The organism is Streptomyces sp. NBC_00385 (genome assembly GCF_035917155.1).
GTDB lineage: Bacteria > Actinomycetota > Actinomycetes > Streptomycetales > Streptomycetaceae > Streptomyces > Streptomyces poriferorum.
This window is the reverse complement of record NZ_CP107951.1, coordinates 1,143,413-1,168,377: the sequence shown is the minus strand read 5'-3', so window position 1 is coordinate 1,168,377 and position 24,965 is coordinate 1,143,413. Positions and strand designations below refer to the sequence as shown.

Genomic DNA, 24,965 nt, shown 5'->3' with positions numbered 1-24,965 from the left:
CGGGTTCGGTTCTCGGGCTTCAGCCCTTGACGGCGCCGGCCGCGAAGCCGGAGGTGACATGGCGCTGGAGCAGCAGGAAGACGACCAGCGCGGGCAGGGCGAAGAGGGTCGAGGCGGCCATGGTGGCGCCCCAGTCGGTGCCGAAGGTGTTCTGGAACGACGACAGCCAGACCGGCAGGGTGCGGCTGTCCTGGTGCTTGATGATCAGGAAGTTGGCGTACGCGAACTCGTTCCACGCGGTGATGAAGCCGAACAGCGAGGTCGCCATCAGCCCAGGTGCGAGCAGGGGCAGCGCCACCCGGCGGAACGCGCCGGTCCGGGTGCAGCCGTCGACCTGGGCGGCCTCCTCCAGCTCCGGCGGAATGGTGGCGATGAAGCCGCGCAGCACCACGATCGAGAACGGCAGCGTGACCATGAAGTAGACGAGCGTGAGGGTCGGCAGCCGGTCGAGCATGTCCGTGTCGCGGGAGATGATGTAGATCGGGATGATCAGCGACTCCCAGGGCGCCATCTGGGCGATGAAGACCATGAGCATGAACTGCCGGCGCCCCTTCCAGCGCATCCGGGCCACGGCGTACGCCGAGCCGATGGCGACCAGCAGGGCCAGCAGGATCGAGCTGAGCGTCACCAGGATGCTGTTGCGCCAGAACAGCTCGAACCCGTCGGCCTGCACGGCCGTGCGGAAGTGGTCGAGCGTCCAGGTGTGCGGGAAGAGCTTCGGATCGGCGGACTGGATGTCCCGCGACGGCTTGAAAGCGGTCGAGATCATCCAGTAGACGGGGAACAGACAGACCAGGACGGTCAGTACGGCGGCGGCGTTGAGCGGGAGCCGCCGGACTCTCGGGCGCAGCAGGGTCATCGGTACTCGTCCTCCTGGCGGAACATCTGGCGGAAGTAGAGGACGAGCACCCCGGACATCAGGACCACGGTGATCATCGAGGCGGCCGAGCCCAGGTCGTAGCGCTGCCCCGCGAGCGCCTTCTGCACCGCGTACACGGGCAGGATCGTGGTGGCGTCGCCCGGACCCCCGCGGGTCATCACCCAGATCTGGACGAACGCCTTGAACGTCCAGATCACTTCGAGCGAGAGGACCAGCAGGAAGATGGGCCGGAGGATCGGGAAGGTGACCGAGCGGAAGATCCGTGAACCGGACGCCCCGTCCAGCCGCGCCGACTCGTACAGCTCCGCCGGGACCGTGGTGAGCGCCGAGTAGACGGTGATCGCCGCGAACGGCACCGACTGCCAGACGATCAGCAGGACCAGGATCGAGAAGGCGGCGGTGCCGTGCGCGAACCACGGATAGCGGTCGAAGGAGGAGAACCCGGCCTCGGTCAGCAGCCGGTTGACGATGCCGAACTCGGAGTGGAACAGCCACTGGAAGACCGTGGTGGCCGCGACCACCGGCATCGCCCACGCCAGCACCAGCGAACTGAGCACCACCGTGCGGCCGAACCGGCCGAGCCGCTCGGTCATCAGTGCGACCAGGGTCGCGATCACCATGATCAGGACGACGTTGACCGCCATGAACAGGAAGGTGCGCCGCACCACCTCCCAGAACCGGGGGTCGGACAGCAGCGTCCGGTAGTTCCGCAGTCCGACGAACTCCGCGTCACCCATGATCAGTTGGCGCAGCCGGAAGTCCTGCAGCGAGATCAGCACGGCCCGCAGCAGCGGGTAGAGCAGCAGATAGAGCATGCCGCCGACGGCGGGTGCGATCAGGACGTACGGCCAGAAGCCGCGCGGCTCCCCGGACCGCCGCCGGCGCGGCGGTCCTGACGTGCCGGTCGCCGGGCGGCGCAGGCGGCTGGGGGGTGCGGTCCGTTCCCGGATGACCGACACGGCACGCCTCCTCTCGGTGGTCGGGCGGATGGACGAAGGGCGATGTTCCGGCGCAGGGATCAGGAAGCGGTGTTCATGGCCCGGGTGATGTCCTGCGAGGCCTTGGCGGCCTCCTTCGCCGGGTCGCCGCCGGTCAGGACGGCCGCCATGTAGTCCTTGATCGGGTTCTCCGCCTCGACGGCGGCCCAGCCGGGCGTGTTGGGCGTCGCGTGCCCGTTCGCCGCACCGGCCGCCATGGCCGCGGCGCCCGGATCGTCCGCCACCGCCGAGGCGAGGGTCGTGCGGTTCGGTACGTAGCTCATGGCCACGGCCAGCTTCTTCTGCCAGGCGTCACCGGTGAGCTCCTTGACGAAGGCCAGCGCGGCCTCCTGCTTGCCGGACGCCGTGGGAATCACCAGGTCGGAGCCGCCGGTGAAGACGGCACCCGGGGTGTCCGCGCTCTTGCCCGGGATCGGGAAGAAGGCGAGCCTGCCCTTCAGCTCCGGGTTCTTCTCCATGACGACGTTGGCACCGCCCGGGGTGGAGATCACCTGGGCGACCTTCCCCTGGGCCATCACGTCGGCCTGCGGCGGGGAGTCCTCGTCCGAGTCCTTCGGCCCCTTGCCGAGTGCCTGGAGCTGTTCGTAGAACTCCATCCCGCGCAGTGCCTCGGGAGTGTCCAGCGCGCCCTTCCACTGTCCGCCGGACTCGGTGGCGAGGTCGCCCCCCTCGTCCCAGACGAAGCCCGCCAGCGCGTACCACATCTGCCCGGGCAGATAGATGCCCTGCGTGCCCCCCTTGTTGAGCTTGCCGGTGGCCTCGATCCACTGCTCGCGCGTCTTGATCGCGGACGCGTCGACCCCGGCCTTCTCGAACAGGTCGGTGCGGTAGATGACGACACGGTTGGCCGCGTAGTAGGGGATGCCGTACTGCTTGCCCTCGTACGCCCCCGGCTCGGCGAGGCCCTTGAGCCAGTCCTTGCCGTTCAGCTCGTCGACCTTGTCGCTCAGGTCGAGCAGGCCGCCGCTCTGGGCGAACTGGGCGACCTGGGTGTTGCCGCTCTCGATCACGTCGGGAGCGTCGTTGCTGGCCAGCGCGGCGGTGATCTTCTCACCGATGCCGTCCCACTCCTGGATCTGCACCCGGACCTTGATCGTGGGGTGTGCGGCCTCGAATCCCTTGACGAACTCCTTCTGGAACGCGGCGGAGACGCTGTCGCGCATCAGCCACACATCGATGTCCGTCAGTCCGTCACCGGACGCGCCGGCCGAGTCGGACGACGAGCTGCAGGCACTGAGAACGGCGGCCATCACGAGCGCGGACCCACCGGCAAGCAAGCGGTACTTCACGGTTCACCTCTGGGAGACAAGGACCTGACCACCTGACCAGTGAAGCCCACTGGACAGCTCACCTCTTGATGGTGGATGAAGGTGGCATAGACCAATGGGGCCGTCAACCCCCTTGGTGGCTATGGGTTTTAGTGATCTCCCGGAAATCCGGGCCGGGATGATTGGCTGGAGACCGGTTACACTTCCCTTGACCAGTAGGGGAGTTCACCTCACTGGTTGCTCAACTGGTAAGTGAGAGAAAGGTCAGGAGGGGCAGCGCATGGACGCCGACGCATCGGGAACGGTGCTCAAACGGGAACGGGCCCGCGACGCCGTACTGGAGTTGATCGAGTCGCGCCGCCCGGGGGATGCCATCCCTTCGGAGCGCGCGCTGTGCGCCACGCTCGGCGTCTCCCGGCCCACCCTGCGCGCCGCGATCGACGAGCTGGTGGCCGTCGGGCTGCTGGTGCGCGAGCACGGCCGCGGCATGTTCGTCGCACCCGCGAAGATCACCCAGGAGCTCGTCTCGGCCGATCTGGCCCTGACGGTCCCGCAGGCGGCGGGGGCCTGGTCGAGCCGGCTGCTGGAGTTCACGACCCTCCAGGCCGGCGCCCGGGTCGGCCGCAAGCTGCGTATGTCGCCCGCGGCGGAGATCGTGTACGTCGCCCGGCTGCGGCTCGTCGACGGCGCCCCGATGGCCATCGAGCACCTGCACATCAGGGCCGAGCTGGTTCCGGGCCTGTCCGCCCAGGAGCTGGAGCACGGCGACCTGTACGAGCATCTGCGCGAACGCCACGACGTGCACGTCCACGAAGCGGTCCAGGCCATCGAGCCCACCGTGGTGACCCGGGCCGAGGCCCGGCTCCTCGACGTGCCGGAACTCTCCCCGGCCCTCCTCTTCGAGCGGCTGACCTCGGACACCACCGGCTGCCCCGTGGAGTACGTGCACTCGCTCTACCGCGGCGACCGCTACCGGATCGTCTCCCGTCTGGCCCTCGGCCCGGCGGCCGCCGTGGAGCCCGTGGAGGGCGGACACCACCCGGGGATCCCGCCGGGGGACTTCGCCCAGCGGGACCCGATCACGTCGTCCACCCGGGGCGACATCCAGTCCGGTGACTGACCCGGAGGCCGCCCCGTACCCGCCGCGCGCACCGCGCCATGGCCGGTGCGTCTCTTGTGCGGGCCGACGGCGGGAGTCCACTGTGGCTGACACATCCGACGCCACCGACCCCACGAGGTGCCTCGCATGACATCGTCCACCAGCCGCCGCACCGTCCTCGGCGCACTCCTGACGGGCGGCGCCCTCGCCGCAGCCCCCACCCTTCCCCGCATCGAGCGCCGCCCCGGCACGCCGCCGCACCCCGCGAAACCCGGGGCACGCCGGACCGGGACGCTCTTCCTGGGCACGTACACCTCGACCACCCCGGGCGGCACCGGCATCGGCGTCGCCTCGTACGAACCGGCGACGGGCGGCATCAGCTCCCGCACCGTCGTCACCGGCGTCGAGAACCCCTCGTACCTCGCGCCGCACCCCACCGGCCGCACGCTCTACGCCGTCGACGAGCAGCAGAACGGCGGCGTCACGGCCGTCGCCCTCGCCGACGACGGCTCCTTCCAGGTGCTGGGGACGCAGCCCACCGGCGGGGCCGGCCCCTGCCACCTCTCGGTCCACCCGGGCGGGCGGTGGCTGCTCAGCGCCAACTACACCTCCGGCAGCGTCGCCGTGCACCCCCTCGCCGCCGACGGATCGGTGGGGGAGCGCACGAACCTGGTCGCCCACACCGCGCCCCCGCCCGGACCCGGCCAGGACGGCCCCCACGCCCACCAGATCGTCACCACCCCCGACGGCGGCCACGTCCTCGCCGTCGACCTGGGCAACGACACGGTGTACACCTACCGGCTCGACGAGGAGCGCGGCACCCTGGAGCAGCTCTCGTACGCCGCACTGCGCCCGGGCGCCGGACCGCGCCACCTCACCTTCCACCCGGACGGCCGCCACGCCTACCTCGCCTGCGAGCTCGACAACACGGTCGTCGTCTGCGGCTACGACCCCGCCACCGGCACCCTGACCCCGGGCGCCCCGCAGTCCACCGGTACCGGCGAGGGCACCAGCTACCCCGCCCAGCTCCTGGTCACCGGCGACGGACGTTTCGCCTACCTCGCCAACCGGGGACACAACAGCCTCACCCGGTACGCCGTCGAGGACGGCGGGGCCGCGCTCCGCCTGCTGGACACCGTGCCGGTGGGCGGCGACTTCCCCCGGCACACCGCCTTCTCCCCGGACGGGACCCTCCTCTTCGCCGCCAACCAGCGGTCCGGCACGGTCACCGCCTTCCGGGTCGACGCGGACAGCGGCGCCCTGAGCCCTGTCGGGAGCCCGTTCCCCGCCCCGGCGGCGGTCTGTGTGCTGCCGGTGTAGCGCGTGCGCGGGTTAGGGTCGTGCCCGAGCCGCGGGTCGCCCCGGACGCGGCGCGACGCATGAGGGAGACACAGTGCGCTTGAGAGTGGAGTTCACCACCGAGCCGTTCGATCTCGACGAGGCACCGGCCCACGCGGTCGTGGCCCGCGAGGTCATCCAGTCGGCCGAACTGGACGCGGTGGACGTCGGCCCCTTCGGCAACACGGCGGAGGGCGGCGCCGACGAGGTGCTCACCGCGGTGGACTCCCTGCTGCGCCAGGCGCTGGCATCCGGTGCCACTCGGGTGTCGCTCCAGGTCAACGTCATCGGGGAGGACCCGAAGTGACCGAGGCCGGGGACCACCCTCTCGTCGCCGCCGTCAAGCCGCTCGTCGACGCCATGGGCGCCGAGTTGCTCGGACCCGAGCAGGCGCAGGCCGATGACGTCGTCCTGGCCTGGGAGGGCGAGGACGTCATAGCCGTCCGGCTGCCCCAGCTCTCCGACTCGCTGGACCACATCCTGGCCGCGATGGAGCGCCGGCACGGCAGGCCGCTCGCCGAGCTGGACCGCAGGACCAAGCAGGAGGTCGTCCGCACCCTGGAGGCACGCGGTGCCTTCTCGGTGCGGCACGGCGTCGAGACCGTGGCAGGGGCTCTGGGGGTCTCCCGCTTCACCGTCTACAACTACCTGAACAGGGAAAACGGCTCCAAGGCCGAGTAGTTGGGCGCTCGGGTAGATGTAAACGGCACATGAACGTGGAAGCCGTCGTCCGGATCACCGGGCGACGGCTTTTTACATGAACGGAATTTCAACAAAGTGTTGACGTGGTGTTGTGGAGGGCGTTAGCTATCCGCAGCCCGACCAACGCACAGCGAAAAACAGCCACGGAGGCTCCCGTGACTTCGAGCTCCACACCGGGCCTCGCCCGGTTCAACACCCTGGCGGACGACGAGGCGGCAACCGCGCTGCACGAGATCTGTGCCAGTGCGGCCTGGGGAAGAGCGATCCTCTCCCGCCGTCCGTACGCCACCGCCGAAGCCCTGTTCTCCGCGAGCGACACCGCCACGGCGGCACTCGACGCGCAGGACCTGGCCGAGGCCATGGCCGGTCACCCGCCGATCGGCCGCCCGAAGCCCGGGGACCCGACCTCCTCCCGCGAACAGCGGGGGATGGCCGGCGCCACCGAGGAGCTCAAGGCCGAGATGCTCGAACTCAACCTGGCCTACCAGGAGCGGTTCGGACATGTCTTCCTGATCTGCGCCACCGGCGCCACCGGTGAGCAGATGCGCGACGCGGTGAAGTCCCGGACCGGGAACACGCCCGAGCAGGAGCGCGCCATCGTGCGCACCGAACTGGGCAAGATCAACCGCATCCGCCTCACCCGTCTCGTCACGGAAGGCTCGTAAGAGCTCGTACCAGAAGGAGAGTGAAGGTCTTGAGCACCTTCGCCACCGCATCGGTGTCCACCCACATCCTGGACACCAGCATCGGCCGCCCCGCCGCGTCCGTCACCATCAGGCTCGCCGCCCGCTCGGGCAGCGACGCGCAGTGGGTGGCGCTCGGCGGATCCGCGACCGATGCGGACGGGCGCTGCAAGGACCTGCCGGCCCTGCCGGAAGGCACCACCCACGTACGGCTCGACTTCGAGACCGAGTCGTACTTCACCGCCAAGAAGCAAGCCGAGGCGCAGCAGGACGCCCCCCGCGTAAGGGACAGCGGCGCGTTCTTCCCGGAGGTGGCGATCACGTTCGCCGTCACCCCGGGCGAGCACTATCACGTACCGCTGCTGCTCAACCCGTTCGGCTACTCCGTATACCGAGGGAGCTAGCAGACACATGCCCACGATTCTCGGCCAGAACCAGTACGGCAAAGCAGAGAACCGCGTCGTCAGGATCACGCGGGACGGCGACACCCACCACATCAAGGACCTGAACGTCTCGGTCGCCCTCTCCGGCGACATGGACGACGTCCACTACTCCGGCTCCAACGCGAACGTCCTGCCCACCGACACCACCAAGAACACGGTGTTCGCGTTCGCCAAGGAGCACGGGATCGAGTCCGCCGAGCAGTTCGGCATCCACCTCGCCCGCCACTTCGTGACATCGCAGGAGCCGATCAAGGTCGCCCGCATCCGCATCCAGGAGTACTCCTGGGAGCGCATCGCGACCTCGGACAACAGCTCCAGGTTCATCGGATCGGACGAGGTCAACCACTCCTTCGCCCGCAAGGGCCAGGAACTGCGCACCACGCAGATCACCTACGACGGCGAGAAGTGGGAGATCATCTCCGGCCTCAAGGACCTCACGGTCATGAACTCCACCAACTCGGAGTTCTGGGGCTACGTCAAGGACAGGTACACGACGCTCAAGGAGGCGTACGACCGCATCCTGTGCACCGACGTCGCCGCCGCCTGGCGCTACAACTGGACCAGCGACGACGACCGGATGCCCAACTGGGAGAAGTCGTACGAGCAGGCCAAGAAGCACATCCTGCAGGCCTTCGCGGAGACGTACTCGCTGTCGCTCCAGCAGACCCTGTACCAGATGGGTTCGCGGGTCATCAACAGCCGGAGCGAGATCGACGAGATCCGCTTCTCGCTGCCGAACAACCACCACTTCCTGGTGGACCTCGAGCCGTTCGGGCTCAAGAACGACAACGAGGTCTACTTCGCGGCCGACCGTCCGTACGGGCTCATCGAGGCCACCGTGCTGCGGGACGGAGTCGAGCCGCAGATCCCGGTCGACATGACCAACCTCTGACGCGGTGCCGCGCCGGTTCCCGTCCGTCCACAGCGGACGGGGGCCGGGCGGTCCGGAGGGAATCCCCATGGCACAGCCTGCACTTGGGCCCGCAGAAGCAGAAGGCCCGTGTTCCACCCCGCTGGAGAGCCCGGTCCACCCCGTGGACGAGAAGCCTGCCCCGTCGCGGCTCGTCCCCGCCGCGCTCCAGCACATCGCCGCCATGTACGCGGGCGTCGTCACCCCACCGCTCATCATCGGACAGGCGGTCGGCCTCGACCAGGCCGGCATGACCCGGCTGATCGCGGCGAGCCTCCTGATCGCCGGCTGCGCCACCCTCCTCCAGACGCTCGGCATCGGCGGCTTCGCCGGCAACCGGCTGCCGTTCGTCAACGCCGCCTCCTCGGCGGGCATCGCGCCGATGCTCGCCATCGCGGAGACCAGCGCCCCCGGGCACCAACTGCCCGCGATCTACGGAGCGGTGCTCGTGGCCGGGGTGTTCTGCCTGGCCGTCGGCCCGTTCTTCGGCAGACTGCTGCGCTTCTTCCCGCCGCTCGTCACCGGCGTCGTCATCACCCTCATCGGGGTCACGCTGATGCCGGTCCCGGTCTCCTGGGCCCAGGGCGGTGACAAGGAAGCGGCCGACTTCGGTGCCATGAAGTACCTCGCCCTGGCCGCCTTCACCCTCACCGTCATCCTGATCGTCCAGCGTTTCGGGCGCGGGTTCCTCAAGCAAGTGGCCCTGCTCATCGGCCTGGTGGCCGGCACACTGGCCGCCGTCCCGTTCGGGCTCGCGGACTTCTCCGCGATCGGGTCCGCGCCCGTCGCGGCCCTCCCCACCCCCTTCGCCTTCGGCGCCCCCGAGTTCCAGCCCGCCGCGATCCTCTCCCTCTGCATCGTGATGCTCGTCCTGATGACCGAGTCCTGTGCCGGCATGCTCGCGCTCGGCGAGATCTGCGACCGGCGCACCGACGGCAGGACCATCACCCGCGGACTGCGCACCGACGGCATCGCCACCCTCGTCGGACCGGTCTTCGGCGGATTCCCGACCAGCGCCTTCGCGCAGAACGTCGGCGTGGTGTCGCTGACGAAGGTGCGCAGCCGGTACGTGGTCGCCGCCGCCGGCGGCGCCCTGCTGGTCCTCGGCGTCTTCCCGGCCCTCGGCGCGGTCGTCTCGCTCGTCCCGATGCCCGTGCTCGGCGGCGCCGGCATCGTCCTGTTCGGCTCGATCGCCGTCAGCGGCATCCGTACGCTCTCCGAGGCCGGACTCGACGACAGCTCCAACATCGTCCTGGTCGCCGTGGCGCTCGGCGCGGGCATCATCCCGCTCGCCGCGCCCGGCTTCTACGCGGGATTCCCGTCCTGGGCGCAGACCGTCCTGGGTTCCGGCATCAGTGCCGGAGCGCTGGTCGCGGTCCTGCTCAACCTGTTCTTCCACCATCTCGGCACCCACGGCCGCACGGCTGTGGCACTCAAATCCTCCTAGGGTCCTGCCGTGCCCACATCGCTGATGAGAGAAGGAAGCACCATGGCAGCACCGGGAGCCGACCGAGTGGAACGCATCGTCATCGAGAACTGTTCGATCGCGACCGTCGACGCCGACGACACCGAGTACGCCTCGGGCCATGTCGTCGTCGCGGGCAACCGCATCGAGTCCGTCGGCGCCGGCCGGGCACCGGAGGGCCTGGGACACGTCGTTCGCCGGATCGACGGCACCGGGCACCTCGTCACGCCCGGGCTGGTCAACACGCACCACCACTTCTACCAGTGGATCACCCGCGGCCTGGCGACCGACCACAACCTCTTCGAGTGGCTGGTCGCGCTGTACCCGACGTGGGCGCGCATCGACGAGCCGATGGCCCGCACCGCCGCGCAGGGCTCGCTCGCCATGATGGCCCGCGGCGGTGTCACCACCGCCATGGACCACCACTACGTGTACCCGAAGGGCTCCGGCGACCTGTCCGGCGCGATCATCGGCGCCGCCCGTGACATGGGCGTACGGTTCACCCTCGCCCGCGGGTCCATGGACCGCAGCGAGAAGGACGGCGGGCTGCCGCCGGACTTCGCCGTGGAGACCCTCGAAGGCGCGCTGGCCGCCACCGAGGCGACCATCGACGCGCACCACGACACCTCCTTCGACGCGATGACCCAGATCGCCGTCGCACCCTGTTCCCCGTTCTCCGTGTCCACCGAACTGATGCGTGAGGGCGCCGAGTTGGCGCGCCGGCGTGGGGTCAGGCTGCACACGCACGGCTCGGAGACCGTGGAGGAGGAGAAGTTCTGCCACGAGCTGTTCGGCATGGGGCCGACCGACTACTTCGAGTCGACCGGCTGGCTCGGCGCCGACGTGTGGATGGCGCACTGCGTCCACATGAACGACTCCGACATCGCCGCCTTCGCCCGCACCGGCACCGGTGTCGCCCACTGCCCGTCCTCCAACGCCCGCCTCGCCGCGGGCATCGCCCGGGTCCCGGACATGCTCGCCGCGGGCGTCCCGGTCGGCCTCGGCGTCGACGGAACCGCCTCCAACGAGTCCGGTGAACTCCACACCGAGCTGCGCAACGCCCTCCTCATCAACCGCCTCGGTCCGCACCGCGAACGCGCCCTGAACGCCCGTCAGGCCCTGCGCCTGGGTACGTACGGCGGCGCCCAGGTCCTCGGCCGCGCGGACCAGATCGGCTCCCTGGAGCCCGGCAAGCTCGCCGACCTCGTGCTCTGGAAGCTGGACACCCTCGCCCACGCCTCCATTGCGGACCCGGTGACCGCCCTGGTCTTCGGCGCCGCCGCCCCGGTCACGCTGTCGCTCGTCAACGGCAGGCCGGTCGTCGAGTCCAACCGCCTGACCACCGTGGACGAGGACGCCATCGCCCGCGCCACCCGCGACGAGGCCCGCCGCCTCGCGCAGATCGCCGCCGGAGCCTGACGGCTTCCCGACGGTCCCCGATACCGGCCGGCCGAGGGGGACGGCCCTCGGCCGGCCGCCGTGGACCCGAGCGGGGTCCACGGCAACCGGTAGGGGAGGCGCGTACCTCAGACGTACGCGCCTCCCGTACCGGTGATCCAAGCTGCCCGCACCAGCTGCACGACCTGCCCCACCTGCATCAACGCACCACACGGGGCCCGGTCCGGTGGACCGGTCCCGGCACCACCTCCCTGACACCCACGTCGCCGCAGATGTGTACCCGACCGGAGGAACCGCCGTGGCAGCTACGCCCAGGTTTCGCAACGACGCAAGTGCAGCACCCGACCCGGAATCGTCCCCGGCCGACCGGAAGCATCCGGTCGACGAGACGCTCCCCCCACTGAAGATGTTCACCAGCGGTCTCCAGCACGTGGCCGCGATGTACGCGGGCGTGGTGGCCCCGCCCATGATCGTGGGGCCCGCCGTGGGCCTCACCGCCAAGGAGACCGCCTTCCTCATGGGGGCGAGCCTGTTCACCGCGGGCATAGCCACCCTGCTCCAGACGCTCGGCTTCTGGCGGATAGGCGCCCGGCTGCCGTTCGTCAACGGCGTCTCGTTCGCCGGAGTGACACCGATGGTGGCCATCGGCAAGGACCGCGGACACGACGGCATCGCCGTGATCTTCGGCGCGATCATCGTCGCCAGCCTCCTCGGCTTCGTCCTCGCCCCCTACTTCTGCAAACTGGTCCGCTTCTTCCCACCCGTCGTCACCGGCACGGTCATCACCCTGATCGGCGTCTCCCTGCTTCCGGTCGCCTTCAACTGGTCCCAGGGCGGCAACGCCACCGCCGACGACTACGGCTCCACCACCAACATCACGATGGCGGCCGTCACCCTGGTGATCGTCCTCGCCCTGCGGAAACTGCTGCGCGGCTTCCTCCAGCAGATCGCGATCCTGCTCGGACTCGTCATCGGCACACTGATCGCGATCCCGGTCGGCATCACCGACTTCGGCGCCATCAAGGACGCCGACGTCATCGGCTTCCCCACCCCGTTCCACTTCGGGGCGCCGCAGTTCGAGATCGCCGCGATCGTCTCGATGTGCATCGTGATGCTGGTCTGCATGACGGAGTCGACCGCGGACATGCTGGCCCTCGGCAAGATCGTCGACCGGCCCGCGGACGAGCGCACCATCGAGGGCGGTCTGCGTGCCGACACCCTGGGCAGCGCCATCAGCCCGCTGTTCAACGGCTTCATGTGCAGCGCCTTCGCCCAGAACATCGGGCTGGTCGCGATGACGAAGGTCCGCAGCCGGTTCGTCGTCGCAGCCGGCGGCGGCATCCTCGTCCTGCTCGGCCTGTGCCCGGTGGCGGCCTCCGTCATCGCGCTGGTGCCGCTGCCGGTGCTGGGCGGCGCGGGCATCGTGCTGTTCGGCTCCGTCGCGGCGAGCGGCATCCAGACGCTGGCCACCGCCGCGCTGGAGAAGGGCGAGAACGCCCTGATCGTGGCCGCCGCCGTGGGCGTCGGGCTGATACCGATCGCCGCGCCGGAGTTCTACCACGCGTTCCCGAAGGACCTGCTCGTGGTCCTCGACTCGGGCATCTCGACCGGGTGCGTCGTGGCGATCGTCCTCAACCTGGCCTTCAACCACCTGGGCCGGAAACCGGACGCGGAACCCGGTGCGGAGCCGGGGGACCAGGAGAAGGCCGGCCCCGCTCCCGTGGCCGTTCACTGACGCTGTGTCATAACACTGTGGCGCGTACGGTTCCGCCGTGAGGGCGGCCGTACGCGCCACAGCTGACCGCGGTCCGGTGCGTCAGCCGATGTGGAAGCTGTCGCCGTACACCTTCCAGTCGAGCGGCGGGTCCAGGTTCAGATTGCCGTTCTCCAGGAAGACCCGCTGGGCGGTGTCCACCCGGCTGGTGTCCGAGTGGGCCTCCTCCTGCTTCATGGCCCAGACCCGCGCGTCCAGGAAGGCGTTGAGGTAGGTGACCTCGTCGCCGCCCTGGGACGGCGGCTTCGCCTGCGCGAGGGCGCGCTCGCGGATCGAGCCGAAGCTCGTGCTGTCGCCGCCGTCGCCGTGCATCACGATGGCGTCGTAGTACGCGAACTGGCCGAGTGTGCCCAGCCCGTCGCTCTTGCCGCGGCCGACCGCCGGGTCGAAGTACACCCGGTCGCGTTCGTCGTTCTGTGCCTGCTGGAACGCCGGATCGACGGCAGCCGTCTCCCAGGCCTCGCTGAACCCGGGGTCGAGACCGTCGTGCGAATCGGTGCCGTCCACGTCGCGCAGGGCCGGCAGGTACTCGGCGAGCGGATTGCCCGGCTCCCGCTGGGTGTAAAGCTCCACCAGGTCGAGCATGTCGCCGGTGCCGGAGCAGAATCCGATGATGCCCGCCGTGTAGCCGCGGCCGTCACCGATGTCCTCGATGTAGCCGTACTGCGCCTTCCAGTCCAGCGAGGAGTTCTCCGCGCTGGAGACCAGTTGCATGGCCATGTCCTTCTTCGCCGGATCGTCGAGCCCGGTCGCGGCTGCCTCCTGGTGGTGAACCGCCGTGGGGGCGGGGGCGGTGCCTGCGAAGGCGGTGGCGGGAATCGCCGTGAGGGTCAGACCGAGCGCGACGAGTGCGACGCGCACGGATCGGTTGTTGCGACGTGCGGTGCGCTTGTGGGGAGCGTGCACCAGTCCTCCAAGGGAGTTCGTCGTTCCGATTGTTCTGTTAGGAAGCTTTCCTATCAGAGTCGAACGGCGCTCGTACACCCCTGCGACGCGGGCGAGTTCGTGCGGTCCGGGCATGCGAGAGCCCCGCACCGGGCGCATGGGCGCCGGTGCGGGGCCGCTGAGTGCCGGGTCAGCAGTCCAGGTAGGCCACGTGGATCCAGACGCCGGTGGGGCCGCCCCACAGGTCGCCCATCACCCAGTTGCCCTGCTGGCCGCGGTAGTCGAGGTTCTGGCCCCGGTTCACCTGGCCCAGCACCGGGTAGTCCGTCCCCGGACCGCCACGGAAGTTCACCCCGTTGTCGTTGACCGTGCAGACCTGGGCCGGTGCCGCCTTGACGCTGTGCGCGGCGGTCGTGCTCGGGGTGGCCTGGGCGGCGGGCGAGACGGCCAGTCCCAGACCGGCGGTCAGCACGGCCGCGCCCAGCAGAATCTTCTTCATCATGTCGCGAACTCCTCAGTGATCCGGCCCACGGCGCGTGGACCGTCCGTCCGCCTCAACGGGCCGGCCGGCCACCGGGACACGGGTGGAGAAAGCCTTCCCTGAAGGAGCGAAAGCGCAGGTCACATGCCGTGCGCACCGGCGCACACGGGTCGCCCGGCCAACGCTTCGCGCGCCTGTCGATCATGGGTTTACGAAGCGCCCGGGGCCTTGATCAGATAGCTGTCGCCGTACACCGTCCACCGCAGCGGTGTCTCCAGGCCGAAGTTCTCCTCGCGCACGAAGACCCGCTGCGCCGTCTCGACCCGGCTGGTGTCGCTGTGCGAGGGCTCCTTGCCGATCGCCTCGACGCGCGCGTCGAGGAAGGCGTCGAGGTACGTGCCCTCGTCGCCGCCGTCCGCCGGGGGCCGGTCCTCGTCGAGTGCCTGGCGGCGCATCGTACGGAACCCGACCGTGCCCTCCGTGTCACCGGCCCCGTGCATCACATAGGCGTCGTAGTAGATGAACTGGCCGAGTGTGCCCAGCCCGTCCTCCTTCGCCTGTGCGACCGCGGGGTCGAAGTACCCCCGGTCCCGCTCGGTGTCCTGGGCCGCGCGGAACGCCGCGTCACCCGCGGCCTTCGACCACGCCTCGGTGAACGGACGGCCGAGTCCCGTGTGCGCGTCGGTCCCCTTCACCGCGCGCAGGGCGGGCAGGAACCGCTCCAGCGGATTTCCGGGCCGCGCCTTCGCGTACCGCTCGACCACGCTCAGCATGTCGCCGGTGCCGGAGCAGAAGCCGATGATGCCGGCCGTGTAGCCGCGGCCGTCGCCGATGTCCTGGATGTACGTGTACTGGGACTTCCAGTCGAGGGTCGAGTTCTCCGCGCTGGAGACCAGTTGCATGGCGATGTCCTTCTTCGCCGGATCGTCCAGCCCGGGACCCGGGCCCCCCTTGCCCGAGGAGCTGCCGGGACCCGCCCCCGCACACCCGGACAGCAGGGCGGCGGCCAGGACGAGAGCGAGGGAGGTGACGAGGGGAGAACGCGCGGTGAGCTTCACCTTTCCAGCCTGCCAGGCCGTGGGAATGATCTTTGCTCATTCGGCTGTAGCGTCAGGGGTATGGATGATCAGTCTGTTGTGGATGTCGGCGATGTACGTCTGGCGTACCGGACCTGGGGCGACCCGTTCGGCTCGCCCGTCGTGCTGCTGCACGGCCTCGGCGATTCCGCCGCGAGCTGGGAGGCGGCCGGGAGTCTGCTCGGTCAGGAATGGCGGGTGTACGCCCTCGACCTGCGGGGCCACGGCGAAAGCGACTGGCCCGACGAGTACGACTTCGAGCTGATGCTCGACGACCTCTTCGGCTTTCTCGACGCCTGCGAGCTCGACCGCGTCGGCCTGGTCGGCCACGGCATGGGAGGCGTCGTCGCCCATCTCTTCGCCCAGACGCATGCGGACCGGGTGGAGCGGCTGGTGCTGGTGGAGACCCCGCCGCCGTTCCCCGGAGCGGCGGGCCCCGACGTGCCGCCCGCAGGGCCGGTCGACTACGACGAGGCCGTGCTCGGAGCCGTACGCACCCAGCTGGCCGACCCCGACCCGGCCTGGGCCGAGGGCCTCGGCGAGATCGTGGCCCCGACGCTGATGCTCGCCGGCGGCCCGGCCAGCACCATGCCGCAGGCCCGGCTCCAGGACATGGCCACGCTGATCCCGGACTGCCACCTCCTCACGATCGGCGGCGGCCACCGGCTCCACGAGGTCCACGCCGACCAGGTCGCCCAGCAGATCACGGAGTTCTTCACCAGCTGACGCGGTGGCCCTCAGCTCTCCGGCCGCCAGTCGGGGTGCCGGCCGCTGCGGGCGACCGCCCGGTCCAGCAGCGGCGCGTCGTCCGGGACCGGCACCGGCGGCCCGAACGGGGAGTCGGCCGGCGGGTTGTCGCCCACGTCGGCCAGCAGCGCCAGCGTGTTGCGCAGATGCGCCTCCTCGGCCCCGTAGGGCTGCCCGGTCGACCTCGCCAGGTCCCAGCCGTGCAGCACCAGCTCGTTGAGCGCGACCATGCCGGCCACCTCGCCCGGCAGGTCCACGCTGCCCGCCCGGGTCATGCCCTGCCAGGCGTCGGGCGAGTGCCAGGCCGCCACCATCTCGTCGAGCGCCGCGGGCAGGGTGGAACGCCAGCCGCCGTCGAGGACCCCCGACTCCACCGAGGGTGCCGTGTCGGTCGTCGCTCCCAGCTCCTTGCGCGCGGCATCCCGGAACGCCACGGCCAGCCCTTCCACGTGGGCCAGCATCGCGCCCACGGTGACGTCGGGACAGGGGGTCGGGCCGCCCAGCCGGGCGTCGTCGATGGCGGTGAGCATGCCGGCGATCTGCCGGGCCGCCGGTCCGAGGTCGAGGAGGGGTGCGGAGTTCGTCTGCGTATCCATACCTGTGCAGACTGCCCGAGCGCCACGGAATCATCGCTCGGCGCGCCACGAGGGCCACGTGGTGCCACACCGGTGCGGCGCACACCGGCACATTGCGGAACGTTCCGCTCCGTCCTCTTGTCGGCGACCCCCACACCATGCGATACAGGTCTGGACCATTGCTTCGGATGGAAGGCACCACCGTGCAACGCCCCCACGCAACCGCCGCGTTGGCCTGTTCCGCCGCCCTGCTCCTCGCCACGCTCACCGCCTGCGACTCGGAGGCCGAGGCGGACTCCCGGAAACCGACCGCGCCCCGCGGGGTGACCGTCCAGGCGAGCAGTGCCACGTCCGCCCATGTGATGTGGGAGCCGGCCACCGACGACACGGCCGTCACCGGGTACGAGGTCTACCGTCAGGGCCGGAAGGTCAAGTCCGTTCCGGCCGCCAAGGTGATGATCGACGTGGACGGGCTGACCGCCTCCACCGCGTACACCTTCACCGTCCGTGCCCGCGACGCCGCCGGAAACCTCTCCGCGCCGAGCGCCGCCGCGGCCGTCACCACCCCCGCACCCACCCCCGCCGACCACGAGGTGCCGACGACTCCGGTGAACCTGCGCGGCAAGGCCGACGGCGGCAGGGCCGCGACCCTGTCCTGGGGCGGCTCCACGGACGATGTCGGCGTCACCTCGTACGACATCTACCAGGAGGGCTCCCGGATCCACAGCGTCCCCGGCGCGCAGACCACGGCCCGCCTGACCGGGTTGCGCCCCGGCACCGTCTACACCTTCACGGTCCGCGCCCGCGACGCGGCCGACACCTCGTCGCCCGACAGCAACACCTTCGACCTCACCACGGCGACCGCCCCGGGCGCACCCGCCAGTACCGCCCCCACGGATTTGCGGATCACGAGCAGCGCCCAGGGCAAGGAGTACGCCGTCGACCTGGACTGGAAGCAGCCGGAGACGGGCGGGAAGATACCCGCCTACCAGCTCTACCTGGACGGCCGGCTGACCACCACCATCGTCTGGGGTGGCGAACCGCCCGTGGGTCGGGCGAGCTACCGGCTCACCGTCACCGATCCGCGCGGCACCCGCTACTCGATGAAGATCCGCGCGAAGCTCCCCGACGGGAAGTGGGGCGACTTCTCGGCGGCGCGCACCGTCGTGCTCGGCGGCTGAGCAGTTTTCCGCCGGAGGCGGAGAGGGCGACGAGAGGCTAATTGGTCTGTACCTATTGACGAGTTGGTCCAGACCAATTACTTTCCCCTGTGCTCCATGGAACGACATGTATCCGCTCCCCCCGAGGACCGCCTCACCGGTCCCAGCCGCAAGGGAGAACCATGTTCGAGCACATGCCCCTCAGACGGAGGACGGCGACCGCACTGCTCGCCGTCCTCGCCCTCCTTCTCGCCCTGCTGTCCCTCCAGGCCGGTCCCGCGCACGCGGCGGGCAAGCTGACGGCGACCTTCACCTCGGCCGACAACGGCCCTTGGTGGAAAGGCACCTACGTCCTGCGCAACGACACCGACACGGCCGTCACCGGCTGGAGCCTGGAGTTCGACCTGCCCGCCGGCGTCGCGATCAGCTCCTCGTACAACGGCACCGTCACCACCCAGGGCAGCCACCTCACCGCGGTCAACGCCCACTACAACGGGACGGTCGCCGCGCACAGCACCACCGAGCCGTACAGCTTCTGGTTCGTCGCCACCGGCCCGATCACCGCACCGACCGGCTGCCGGATCAACGGCGACAAGTGCGACGGATCCGCCGACGCGCCACCCGGCGCACCCGGCGGGCTCAAGCGGACCGACGTGACCGCCCGCACCGCCTCACTCTCCTGGACGGCCGCCACCGCGGGAGACTTCCCCGTGGCCTCGTACGACATCCTGGCCGGCGGCAAGGTGGTGGGATCGGCCACGGCGACGACCTCCGCCACGGTCGGCGGTCTCACCCCAGCCACCGCCTACTCCTTCACCGTCCGGGCCAAGGACACCCGGGGGAACGTCTCCGCCGAGAGCGCCCCGCTGACCGTCACCACCGTCGACCCGGCCACCGACACCTCCCCGCCGACGGCCCCGGCCGCCCTGCGCGCCACCACGACCGACTCCTCGTCCGTCACGCTGACCTGGACCGCCGCGACGGACAACCAGCGGGTCGCCGCGTACGACATCTACCGCGGCTCCGCCCTGGCCACCACGGTGTCCGGCACCACGACCACCGCCACCATCGGCGGCCTGTCGCCCTCGACCTCGTACGTCTTCACCGTCAAGGCGCGCGACGCGGCCGACAACGCCTCACTCGCGAGCAACGCCCTCACCGTGAAAACCGACGACATCGTGGGCTCCGGCAACTACGCGAAGGTCGGCTACTTCGTCCAGTGGGGGATCTACGGCCGCCAGTACTTCGTGAAGAACCTCCACGACTCCGGCGCCGCCGGGAAGCTCGACATCGTCAACTACGCCTTCGCCAACATCGACCCCAACAACCTCACCTGCCTCAACGGAGTCACCAAGGGCACCACCGCCGACCCCCAGGACCCCGAGCAGGGCACCGGAGCCGGTGACGCGGACGCCGACTACGCCCGACCGTTCGGCGCCGCCCAGTCCGTGGACGGGGTCGCGGACGACGGCTGGGGCAAACTGCGCGGCAACTTCAACCAGCTGAAGAAGCTCAAGAAGCTCCACCCGGACCTCAAGATCGTGGTCTCGCTCGGCGGCTGGACCTACTCGAAGTACTTCTCCGACGTCGCCGCCACCGACGCGGCGCGCAAGAAGTTCGTCTCCTCCTGCATCGACATGTACATCAAGGGCAACCTGCCCGAGTACAACGGCGCGGGCGGCCCCGGCACCGCGGCCGGCATCTTCGACGGCTTCGACATCGACTGGGAGTGGCCCGGCACCGGCACCGGACACCCCGGCAACCACTACTCGCCCGACGACAAGGGCAACCTCACCCTGCTCCTCGCCGAGTTCCGCAAGCAGCTGGACGCCCTCGGCGGCGGTCACCGCCTCCTGACCGCGTTCACCCCCGCCGACCCGCAGAAGATCGACGAGGGCTGGGACCTGTCCAAGGTGTTCGACTCCCTCGACGTGGCCAACGTCCAGGGCTACGACTTCCATGGCTCGGGCAGCGACAACTCCTGGGAACCGAACCGCGCCGGCCACCAGGCCAACCTCTACACCGACGACCAGGACCCGTACGACTTCCACTTCAGCGCGGACGCCGCCATCAAGGCGTACACCGACGTGGGCGTCGAGCCCCGCAAACTGACCCTCGGTATCCCGTTCTACGGCCGCGGCTGGCAGAACGTCACCGACGGCGGAGCGGCGGGCGAATGGCAGCCCGCGGGCGGCGCGGCCCCCGGCCAGTTCGCCGAGGAGGCCGGCACCCGGGGCTACTCCAACCTCATCGGCGCGTACCCCACGATGGCGGTCCACCACGACGAACAGTCCGTATCGACTTACGGATATAACGGCAACCAGTGGTGGTCGTTCGACGACACCTGGTCCATCGGCAGGAAGACGGCCTATGTGAAGGACAAGGGCCTGCTGGGCGTCATGGTCTGGGAGATGTCGGGGGACACCCCGCAGGGGACCTTGATGTCCGCGCTCGACACCGGGCTGCGGTAGACAGCGCGAACGGCAACGGCACTGCCGGCCCGCGGAGTTCCGGCGGACTCCGCGGGCCGGCCAGGCACCGGAAGCCGCCCGGCGCGGTCACAGGATGATGCGGTCCCGCACCCATCGCAGGCAGTCCTCGTCCGCGACGGGCAGTTCCTCTCCCGCCGGCCAGGGATGCACGGCCAGGACCAGATGGGTCAGGTAGCCGTAGGGGCCGCCGTCCTCGCGCGGGGCGAGCACGACGCCGTGCTCGCCCATTCGCCAGATCCGGCACCGCAGATAGGGCCCCATGCCGAGCCAGTCGTTGGAGCGCAGCGTGCGCAGCGGCGGACCGAGCTCTGCGGCGACGACATCCGCGGCCCGGTCGAGCACGGCCTCGCACGCCGCTTCGTCCGGTCGCTGGAGAAGGACCCAGCCCGGCAGGGCGGCCCACTCCCCGACGAGCTCGACGAGCGCGTCGTGACCGTACTCATCGGGATCCGGCGGGTCGACGGGATACGCCTCGCCGAACGTCAGGACCAGCGTGCACTCCGGGTCGCCCAGCGGAGTGCCCTCGTACCACAGGACGTGATGGTGCCCGGTGATGACGGCGTCGGAGACGAGACAGGTGTACTCCCAGCCGAGTTCCTTCTCGCTGTACGCGTCGAACTCCTCCTCGGCCACGGCCTGCATGGCGGGCATCGCCAGCAACTCCCTGACCGCGGGGGCGGAGAGCGGCGAGTGGGCGAGTGAATGGACGGGCATGGGCGCGGTGCTCCCTTGGTCGACGCGTGGCGGAGTCGCGGTCCGGGGTGATGAGGGAACGATTTCACAGCAACGGTGACGCCGAGACCTCACCCCTGGCCGGATACGCGCTCTTTCATCCGTGCCCGGGATGCCTTCACGCTGCGACCAGGGACGAGTCGGAGCCGTGGTGTGGGGAGCTGCGATGGTCGAGCCGCTGTACGTACCGGTCCTGCCGGTCCGGCGAGGCGCTGTGACCGCCTGCGCCCGGCTGTGTCCCGCGATACGTCGCCGGCTCGCGCCGCTGTGGACACTGCCACCGCGCACCGGTCCCGAGCGCACGCGCGGTGCGTCACCACCGCCGGACCGGAAGCCGACGGACGCGAGATGAACGCCTGGCTCACGCCCTGTGTGGATCGGCTCAGCGAGGCGATGGACGGCAATCCCGGATGGGGGACGCCGGACATGTGGAGTCCGAGCTGAACGGCTCCGCCCTCGCACTGCGGCGGTTGATCACCCGAAGCGGCATGGTTCTGGTCACCGCTCCCGGACGCGACCGGACGCTCCAGAGATACGCGGCGGACCTCGCCTTCCTCAGTGGCCGAGGGCTTGCCATCCGGATGGCCGTCGACGAACCACCCGATGAGCCGCGGTCCACGGAGCTGCTGGCCCTCCTCGCGACGAGTCACCGTCCGTCCGGCTCGAGGACGTGGTCGTTACCGAGACCGGGGCGAGCGCCTGCGGGTGAGGTGGCGGCGAAAGACGGGTGGACCGCTCCCTCGCCTTCCGGCAGTGGCCCCTTCGGCAAGCAGGCGGTGACGCCCCGCCATCGAGCGTTCAGATGGCGGGGCGTCACTCATCGCACCGGTACGGGCGGGCGTCAGCGCAGCTGCTCGTACGCCGGCAGTGTCAGGAAGTCCGCGTAGTCCTGGTCCAGGGAGACCTGGAGCAGGAGGTCGTGGGCCTGCTGCCACTTGCCGGCCGCGAAGGCCTCGTCGCCGATCTCGGTGCGGATCGCGGCCAGTTCCTCGGCGGCGACCTTGCGGGCCAGGTCCGCCGTGGCGTGCTCGCCGTTCTCGAAGACCACGTCCGCGTTGATCCACTGCCAGATCTGCGAGCGCGAGATCTCGGCGGTGGCCGCGTCCTCCATCAGGTTGAAGATGGCGACCGCGCCCATGCCGCGCAGCCACGCCTCGATGTAGCGGATGCCGACCGCGACGGCGTTGCGCAGACCGTCGTACGTGGGCTTGGCGTGCAGGGTGTCGATGGCGATCAGGTCGCCCGCGGCCACCGAGACGTCCTCGCGCAGGCGCTCCTTCTGGTTCGGCTTCTCGCCGAGCACCGCGTCGAAGGAGGCCATGGCGATCGGGACCAGGTCGGGGTGGGCGACCCAGGAGCCGTCGAAGCCGTCGCCGGCCTCGCGGTCCTTGTCCGCCTTGACCTTCTCGAAGGCGACCTTGTTGACCTCGGCGTCCCGGCGCGACGGGATGAAGGCGGCCATGCCGCCGATCGCGTGGGCGCCGCGCTTGTGGCAGGTGCGGACGAGGAGTTCGGTGTACGCCCGCATGAACGGGGCGGTCATCGTCACCGCGTTGCGGTCCGGCAGGACGAACTTGGAGCCGCCGTCACGGAAGTTCTTGACGATGGAGAAGAGATAGTCCCAGCGGCCGGCGTTCAGCCCGGAGGCGTGGTCGCGGAGCTCGTAGAGGATCTCCTCCATCTCGTACGCGGCGGTGATCGTCTCGATCAGGACCGTCGCGCGGACCGTGCCCTGCGGGATGCCCACGTAGTCCTGGGCGAAGACGAAGATGTCGTTCCAGAGGCGGGCCTCCAGGTGCGACTCCGTCTTCGGCAGGTAGAAGTACGGGCCCTTGCCGAGGTCGATCAGGCGCTGCGCGTTGTGGAAGAAGTAGAGGCCGAAGTCGACCAGCGCGCCGGGCACCGGGGTGCCGTCGAGCTGGAGGTGGCGCTCGTCCAGGTGCCAGCCGCGCGGGCGGGTGACGACGGTCGCGAGCTCGTCGGCCGGCTTGAGGGCGTACGACTTGCCGGACTTCGGGTCGGTGAAGTCGATGGCGCGGTCGTACGCGTCCATCAGGTTGAGCTGGCCGGTGACGACGTTCTCCCACGTGGGGGCGGACGCGTCCTCGAAGTCGGCGAGCCAGACCTTCGCGCCCGAGTTCAGGGCGTTGATGGTCATCTTGCGGTCGGTGGGACCGGTGATCTCCACCCGGCGGTCGTTCAGCGCCGCCGGCGCCGGTGCGACCTTCCAGGAGTCGTCCGCACGGATCGCGGCCGTCTCCGGCAGGAAGTCCAGCGTGGAGGTGCGGGCGATCTCGGCGCGGCGCTCCCCGCGCCGGGCGAGCAGCTCGCCCCGCCGGGGCGTGAACCGGCGGTGCAGCTCGGCCACGAAAGCGAGGGCCGCGGGGGTGAGGACCTCGTCCTGCCGGGGCAGGGGCTCGGCATCGACGATGGCCAGCGAGGACGGCGCTGGTGCGGACATGAGCTGTCACTCCTTCAGCGGGCGGTGCGGGCGACGTCTCACGGCCGCCGGGTCGCCTGAAATGGCACGGCGTGCCAGGGCTCCGGGATACGGCCGTGGTCGCCGTCTGAGGTGCAGAGGGCTTCTGACCAGTGGATAGTAGTTTCCTCATGGTGGAAGTTCAATGGTTTGTTGATGTCGAGATTCTCCGGGTCGACAGAAGTGGGGCCCTGCTGGCGCAGCGTGCCAGTGCGTTCACTCAAGGTGCGCCAGGTCCTCCGCCGTGTCGATGTCGTACGCCTGAGCCACATCGGAACACTCGACGAGCGTGATCGCATCGCGGTGCTCCCGCAGATACGCCCGGGCCCCCTGATCGCCCACCGCCCCCGCCGCGATGTCCGTCCAGAGCGCGGCCCCGAAGAGCACCGGATGGCCCCGCTCCCCTCCGTACGAGGCCGCCGCCAGACTCGTCCGTGAGCGGTACGCCGCACGCACCCGGGCCACCGCTTCAGAGCCGATTCCCGGCTGGTCGACCAGCAGGACGACCACCGCGTCCGCGCCCGTGCCGGTGAGGGCGGCGAGTCCCGCCCGCAGCGAGGAGCCCATGCCCTCGGTCCACTCCGGGTTGACGCTCACCGTGCAGCCGGACAGTCCGGCGCGGGCCCGCACCTCGTCGGCGGCCGCGCCGAGCACCACATGAACCGGGCCGCAGCCGCCCTCCCGGAGCGTGGCCACCGCGTGGTCGGCCAGCAGACGGCCGCGGTGCTCCAGAAGCGCCTTCGGGCGCCCGCCGAGCCGCCGTCCGCCGCCCGCCGCGAGCAGCAGGCCTGCGATGACGGGCGAGGTGGGCGGGGTGGGCGAGGAAGGGGTGTGCGGTGTGCTTGTCATGCCGCCTGGATACACCGGACCGGCCGTTCGCGCACGGACCGGGCCGGTCTCCCGGCCCGCGTCAATGTGGGGGACACTCCGAGTTCGGTCCACGGAGTGGCGCCCGGCACCTGTCATGGCGTTAACTTGCCCGCACCCCCGGACACTTGACCACCGTTCGGGACTTGGTCGAAACACCGGCACAAAGATGTGCGAGGGGGAGTGCTTTGTTGAAGAGCGTGGGGCAGGCGCGGGTGACCAGCAGTGGCGAGGACCCGAGGGTGGCGGAGTTGCGTACGGCCGTCTCCCGGCTCCGGCGGGAGCTGGCCGGACATCCCGCGGAGTTCCCGGACCGGGCGATCGCCGAGGACGAGCTGGCGGCGCTGGACGCGATGGCGGCCGGTGGCGCGCCCGGGATTCCCCGGCTCCGCCGGTCGCTGCTGCTGATCGCGGGGGCGGTCGGCTCGGTCAGCGCGCTGGCGTCGGCGCTCAGGGACGTACGGATCGCTGTCGATCTGTTCGGCGAGCCGCCGCGGCGCTGAAGCGGCCGGG

Annotated in this window: 24 protein-coding genes; 14 read left to right on the top strand and 10 right to left on the bottom strand. The window is 70.2% G+C overall.

All coding sequences use genetic code 11. The features are described from left to right. Positions 1-19: 19 nt before the first annotated feature. From OG959_RS05110 to OG959_RS05100, 3 genes are read right to left on the bottom strand one after another with little or no spacing between them, the layout of a single operon-like run. A complete protein-coding gene (locus tag OG959_RS05110) occupies positions 20-859 on the bottom strand; it encodes a carbohydrate ABC transporter permease (RefSeq protein ID WP_326656872.1) in 840 nt (279 codons plus the stop codon). Then, the gene (locus OG959_RS05105; RefSeq protein ID WP_326656871.1) at positions 856-1,839 is read right to left on the bottom strand and encodes a carbohydrate ABC transporter permease; all 984 of its coding nucleotides are present in this window, start codon (positions 1,837-1,839) and stop codon (positions 856-858) included. The genes OG959_RS05110 and OG959_RS05105 overlap by 4 nt, the downstream gene beginning before the upstream one ends. Before the next feature lie 59 nt (positions 1,840-1,898). Further along, the gene (locus tag OG959_RS05100) at positions 1,899-3,167 is read right to left on the bottom strand and encodes an extracellular solute-binding protein (RefSeq protein ID WP_326656869.1); all 1,269 of its coding nucleotides are present in this window, start codon (positions 3,165-3,167) and stop codon (positions 1,899-1,901) included. A gap of 259 nt (positions 3,168-3,426) precedes the next feature. Between OG959_RS05100 and OG959_RS05095 the strand changes: the two genes are divergently transcribed. The 10 genes from OG959_RS05095 to OG959_RS05050 all read left to right on the top strand — a co-directional run bounded on the left by OG959_RS05095 (position 3,427) and on the right by OG959_RS05050 (position 12,919). After that, complete coding sequence (locus tag OG959_RS05095; RefSeq protein WP_326656868.1) at positions 3,427-4,266, top strand: GntR family transcriptional regulator; 840 nt, start codon at positions 3,427-3,429, stop codon at positions 4,264-4,266. 126 nt (positions 4,267-4,392) lie between these two features. After that, the gene (locus OG959_RS05090; RefSeq protein ID WP_326656867.1) at positions 4,393-5,565 is read left to right on the top strand and encodes a lactonase family protein; all 1,173 of its coding nucleotides are present in this window, start codon (positions 4,393-4,395) and stop codon (positions 5,563-5,565) included. Positions 5,566-5,638: 73 nt separating this feature from the next. Beyond that, entirely contained in the window at positions 5,639-5,890 is a 252-nt protein-coding gene (locus OG959_RS05085; protein ID WP_261991771.1) for a hypothetical protein, read from the top strand. After that, a complete protein-coding gene (locus tag OG959_RS05080; protein WP_326656865.1) occupies positions 5,887-6,264 on the top strand; it encodes a helix-turn-helix domain-containing protein in 378 nt (125 codons plus the stop codon). The genes OG959_RS05085 and OG959_RS05080 overlap by 4 nt, the downstream gene beginning before the upstream one ends. A 176-nt stretch (positions 6,265-6,440) precedes the next feature. Beyond that, positions 6,441-6,950 carry a 2-oxo-4-hydroxy-4-carboxy-5-ureidoimidazoline decarboxylase gene (gene uraD / locus OG959_RS05075; protein WP_326656864.1) on the top strand — a complete coding sequence of 170 codons (510 nt, stop codon included), beginning with the start codon at positions 6,441-6,443 and terminating at the stop codon, positions 6,948-6,950. A gap of 29 nt (positions 6,951-6,979) precedes the next feature. After that, entirely contained in the window at positions 6,980-7,372 is a 393-nt protein-coding gene (gene uraH, locus OG959_RS05070) for a hydroxyisourate hydrolase (protein WP_326656863.1), read from the top strand. Between the two features lie 7 nt (positions 7,373-7,379). Next, entirely contained in the window at positions 7,380-8,303 is a 924-nt protein-coding gene (gene pucL / locus OG959_RS05065) for a factor-independent urate hydroxylase (RefSeq protein WP_219574276.1), read from the top strand. 67 nt (positions 8,304-8,370) lie between these two features. Beyond that, complete coding sequence (locus OG959_RS05060) at positions 8,371-9,768, top strand: nucleobase:cation symporter-2 family protein (RefSeq protein ID WP_326656862.1); 1,398 nt, start codon at positions 8,371-8,373, stop codon at positions 9,766-9,768. A gap of 42 nt (positions 9,769-9,810) precedes the next feature. Beyond that, positions 9,811-11,205 carry an 8-oxoguanine deaminase gene (locus OG959_RS05055; protein ID WP_326656860.1) on the top strand — a complete coding sequence of 465 codons (1,395 nt, stop codon included), beginning with the start codon at positions 9,811-9,813 and terminating at the stop codon, positions 11,203-11,205. A 277-nt stretch (positions 11,206-11,482) separates the two neighbouring features. Next, complete coding sequence (locus tag OG959_RS05050; protein WP_326656859.1) at positions 11,483-12,919, top strand: nucleobase:cation symporter-2 family protein; 1,437 nt, start codon at positions 11,483-11,485, stop codon at positions 12,917-12,919. Between the two features lie 81 nt (positions 12,920-13,000). Here OG959_RS05050 and OG959_RS05045 read toward each other — a convergent pair whose 3' ends face one another. From OG959_RS05045 to OG959_RS05035, 3 genes are all read right to left on the bottom strand, one after another. Next, positions 13,001-13,864, bottom strand: coding sequence for a chitosanase (locus OG959_RS05045; protein WP_326656857.1), 864 nt, complete (start codon positions 13,862-13,864; stop codon positions 13,001-13,003). Positions 13,865-14,033: 169 nt separating this feature from the next. Continuing rightward, entirely contained in the window at positions 14,034-14,345 is a 312-nt protein-coding gene (locus OG959_RS05040; RefSeq protein WP_326656856.1) for an SH3 domain-containing protein, read from the bottom strand. Positions 14,346-14,533: 188 nt separating this feature from the next. Next, a complete protein-coding gene (locus OG959_RS05035) occupies positions 14,534-15,382 on the bottom strand; it encodes a chitosanase (protein WP_326656855.1) in 849 nt (282 codons plus the stop codon). A gap of 60 nt (positions 15,383-15,442) precedes the next feature. Here OG959_RS05035 and OG959_RS05030 point away from each other — a divergent pair, with 60 nt between their 5' ends. Next, positions 15,443-16,126 (top strand): alpha/beta fold hydrolase, encoded by a 684-nt coding sequence (locus OG959_RS05030; protein ID WP_326656854.1) that lies wholly within the window; start codon positions 15,443-15,445, stop codon positions 16,124-16,126. A gap of 11 nt (positions 16,127-16,137) precedes the next feature. Here the strand turns inward: OG959_RS05030 and OG959_RS05025 are convergent, their stop codons facing one another. Then, positions 16,138-16,743: a TIGR03086 family metal-binding protein gene (locus OG959_RS05025; RefSeq protein WP_326656853.1), complete on the bottom strand. Its 606-nt coding sequence runs from the start codon at positions 16,741-16,743 to the stop codon at positions 16,138-16,140. A gap of 167 nt (positions 16,744-16,910) precedes the next feature. On the opposite strand from OG959_RS05025, the gene OG959_RS05020 reads away from it, so the two are divergent. Then, positions 16,911-17,903, top strand: a complete 993-nt coding sequence (locus OG959_RS05020; RefSeq protein WP_326656852.1) for a fibronectin type III domain-containing protein — start codon at positions 16,911-16,913, stop codon at positions 17,901-17,903. Between the two features lie 161 nt (positions 17,904-18,064). Further along, positions 18,065-20,353, top strand: a complete 2,289-nt coding sequence (locus OG959_RS05015) for a glycosyl hydrolase family 18 protein (protein WP_326656851.1) — start codon at positions 18,065-18,067, stop codon at positions 20,351-20,353. Positions 20,354-20,440: 87 nt separating this feature from the next. Here the strand turns inward: OG959_RS05015 and OG959_RS05010 are convergent, their stop codons facing one another. The 3 genes from OG959_RS05010 to OG959_RS05000 form a co-directional block, all read right to left on the bottom strand. Continuing rightward, on the bottom strand, positions 20,441-21,088 hold the full coding sequence (locus OG959_RS05010) for a hypothetical protein (protein WP_326656850.1): 648 nt from the start codon (positions 21,086-21,088) through the stop codon (positions 20,441-20,443). 859 nt (positions 21,089-21,947) lie between these two features. Continuing rightward, positions 21,948-23,567: a malate synthase A gene (aceB, locus tag OG959_RS05005; protein WP_326656848.1), complete on the bottom strand. Its 1,620-nt coding sequence runs from the start codon at positions 23,565-23,567 to the stop codon at positions 21,948-21,950. Between the two features lie 234 nt (positions 23,568-23,801). Continuing rightward, entirely contained in the window at positions 23,802-24,434 is a 633-nt protein-coding gene (locus OG959_RS05000) for a nucleotidyltransferase family protein (RefSeq protein WP_326656846.1), read from the bottom strand. 218 nt (positions 24,435-24,652) lie between these two features. Here OG959_RS05000 and OG959_RS04995 point away from each other — a divergent pair, with 218 nt between their 5' ends. Then, the gene (locus tag OG959_RS04995) at positions 24,653-24,955 is read left to right on the top strand and encodes a DUF5955 family protein (protein ID WP_326666215.1); all 303 of its coding nucleotides are present in this window, start codon (positions 24,653-24,655) and stop codon (positions 24,953-24,955) included. Positions 24,956-24,965 lie beyond the last annotated feature (10 nt).